This window comes from Chromohalobacter sp. 48-RD10 (assembly GCF_029889785.1).
Lineage (GTDB): Bacteria > Pseudomonadota > Gammaproteobacteria > Pseudomonadales > Halomonadaceae > Chromohalobacter.
The window spans coordinates 1-2874 of sequence record NZ_JARANX010000071.1; the positions used below are offsets into that span (position 1 = coordinate 1).

Below are 2874 nucleotides of genomic sequence, written 5' to 3' on the forward strand. Positions count from 1 at the left end.
GTTTGGCTGTTCCGGCTCCGAGGTTGAGGGGTTGCTACAGCAATCGTCTCGCATGGGCTCAAATCGAAAGCTCTGTGAATACCAGGGCTAGCCCCGCCACTAAGGATCATCGCTCCCGCTACGGCGAAGTGAGTGCGGCGGCGAGCCGGTCGGAAAATAATCAAAGTAGGCGGATACTTTCACCTTGTCCGGCATCGCCATTCTGATGATTTTCAGACCAGTACGCGCGTGCGGGCTCGCCGATGCTCAGGAATGCTGGTCGATTGAGGTTTTCTGAGGTTCGCACCTGGTGCGCAGTTGGTTGGCAAATGTCAGTACCAGCCAAGATGGACGCATGGCGGAAATCCGTAACTTCCCGCAGGCGCTCTCGCTGAAAAGCGCAAAATGCAAAGCTTCAGCCGGTCGGGCTGTCAGCTTGCTGCGTGCAAAGGTTCTACGTGAGCACGGGGGAGTTGTGACGCTTGCCACAGCTCGTGCTTGAGTTGCATCTCCAGCCACATCTCGGCACTGGTGCCAAGGGCCTTCTCAAGGCGCAGCGCCATATCTGCCGAAATACCGGCATTGCCGTTGAGAATGCGAGAAAGCGCGGCACGCGTTACGCCCAGGCGCTTGGCAGCCTCGGTGACTGAGATGTCGCCGATGTACTCGCGCAACACGGCACCTGGGTGCGCGGGGTTGTGCATGCGGTTCATAGGACCTCCTAGTGGTAATCCTGATAGTCCACCAAGATGGCATCTTCGCCATCGAAGGTGAATGTGAGCCGCCAGTTCCCGTTGACGGTGATAGTCCAGTGTCCGCGCAAGTTGCCCTTGAGCGGATGCAGCTTCCAGCCTGGCGCATTCATATCTTCAGGGCATTTCGCGCTATCCAGCGCGGTGAGCTGGATTTGCAGCTTGGTCGCATGCTTGGCCTGGATGCCGGCAGTTGAGCCGGTCTCGAAGAACTTGCGCAGGCCCTTGTGTCGGAAGCTCTTGATCATATGAAAAGCGTATAGCACCACTATGCGCTACACAAGAGGAAAGTGCCTTCGCCCGCCGCTGCCTACCCAGGGCAAGAGGATGACGCCGAGTAAGGCCCGCTGGGCGATATGCAAATCTGCATGACGGTCGAGGTTTCCAGAACGGTTTCCACCAGAGCCCAGCATCGGCGGAGCTAGGCTCAGGTATTGATCCATTCCAAATGGAGAAAAGGCTGTCCCCAAATGTGAGGCGTGGTCATCCGCTGCGTGAAGCGTCGAGGGAACTGTCGAGGTATGGCTGGCCTCGACCGATGCGACGATCAGTATGGCCAAGGAGTGGCTTTCAAGTGCCGAGCTTTGCAGCGAGTGATTACCAGAGTGGTTACAAATGGCGAGGCTGAAAACGAAAAAAGCCCGCGAGAGAACTCGCGGGCTTTTATAAATTCGTGGCCCGCCCTGAAGGATTCGAACCTTCGACCTTTGCCTCCGGAGGGCAACGCTCTATCCAGCTGAGCTAAGGGCGGAACGCGGCATATCCTACTGCGTCAGGACAGGGATTGTCCACCGCGAACGCCCGCTTCGTGCTTGGCGAGGATGCCTTGGGCGCGGCGGATGACCGGCGCATCGACCATCTGACCTTCGACACTGAACGCGCCTGCCTGGTGGCTGGCACCGTCGACCACTTGCCTGGCCCAGGCGACGTCGGCCTCGCTGGGGGAAAACGCGTGGTTGACGGCGGGCAACTGCCGGGGGTGAATGCATAGCATGCCGGCAAACCCCATCTCCTTGGCATGAACGGCCGTTTGCGCCAAAGCATCCGTGTCGTCGATGGCAGGGTGCGGGCTCTCGATCGGCGCGGCCAGGCCCGCCGCGCGCGAGTGGACCACCAGTTGATAGCGTCCCTGATCGAGCATTTGCCGAGCGCCAGGCGTCTCGGGTGTCAGCCCCAGCTCGGTGATCATATCCAGCGCCCCGAAACTCAGCCGTTCAACGCCAGCAACACCGGCCAGGCCAGGCAGCGCCAGTAAACCTTGCGCCGTTTCGATCAGTGGCCACAACGCCTTGCCACAGGCGGCGGCTTTTTCCAGTGCCTGGCAGGACTCGGCCTTGGGCACGATCACATGCGTGATGGCCGCCTGGCGCGCGCATATCGCCAGGTCGAGTTCATGGTGCGGAGTGCCGGGGGCATTGACGCGCACCATGAGCATGGCCTGCGGATTATCCGCCAGAAATGCCTCGAGCGTGTCCCGGGCATTGGCCTTATCGCTGTCGGCGACGGCGTCCTCCAGGTCGACGATGACGGCATCCGCCGGGCTGGCCAGGGCCTTGGTGATGCGATCCGGCCGGGTGGCTGGCACGAATAGAAGAGAGCGCAGGGCGTGTGGATTCATCAGAAGCTCCGTCAGATGACGCGGTTATCTTTCAAGCGCTGGATATCGTCGCGACCATACTCCAGTTCGGCAAGGATCATCTCGCTGTGCTCGCCCAGCGCAGGTACCGGCTGCATCCGAGGAGCATAAGCACTGCTTTGTCCCGGCGGTAGCAGAGCCGGAATCTCGCTCGCCGGGCTGTCGATAAGCGTCCAGCGCTGACGCGCCTTGAGTTGCGGATGCGCCCAGACACCATGCATGTCGTTGACATGGGCATTGGCGATCTGCGCCTCATCGAGGCGTGCAAGCACTTCTTCCGCCGTCATTCCGCTAAATACGCGCACGATAAGAGCGCGCAACTCGTCACGATGTTCGGAGCGCCTGGCATTGGTGGAGAAACGCGTGTCTCCAGCCAGCTCAGGCTGCTGCAGCACTTTCTCGCAGAAAGCCTGCCACTCCCGCTCGTTCTGTAGGCCCAGCATCACGGTCTTGTCATCGCCTGGCTCGTATACACATCGGCCGCTCCCGCCGATATGCAGTGTGTAG

General features: G+C 60.4%; 4 protein-coding genes and 1 tRNA gene. All 5 read right to left on the reverse strand.

Annotated elements, in window-relative coordinates; all coding sequences use genetic code 11:
* Window positions 1–410 precede the first annotated feature (410 nt).
* Complete coding sequence (locus OP496_RS16945) at window positions 411–692, reverse strand: HigA family addiction module antitoxin (protein ID WP_280564991.1); 282 nt, start codon at window positions 690–692, stop codon at window positions 411–413.
* A gap of 8 nt (window positions 693–700) precedes the next feature.
* Window positions 701–979, reverse strand: coding sequence for a type II toxin-antitoxin system RelE/ParE family toxin (locus OP496_RS16950; RefSeq protein WP_280564993.1), 279 nt, complete (start codon window positions 977–979; stop codon window positions 701–703).
* A 426-nt stretch (window positions 980–1405) separates the two neighbouring features.
* Window positions 1406–1482, reverse strand: a tRNA-Arg gene (locus tag OP496_RS16955).
* 21 nt (window positions 1483–1503) lie between these two features.
* A complete protein-coding gene (locus OP496_RS16960) occupies window positions 1504–2349 on the reverse strand; it encodes a CoA ester lyase (protein WP_280564994.1) in 846 nt (281 codons plus the stop codon).
* 11 nt (window positions 2350–2360) lie between these two features.
* Window positions 2361–2874 (reverse strand): CoA transferase (locus OP496_RS16965; protein ID WP_280564996.1); only part of this gene is annotated, 514 nt, incomplete at its 5' end.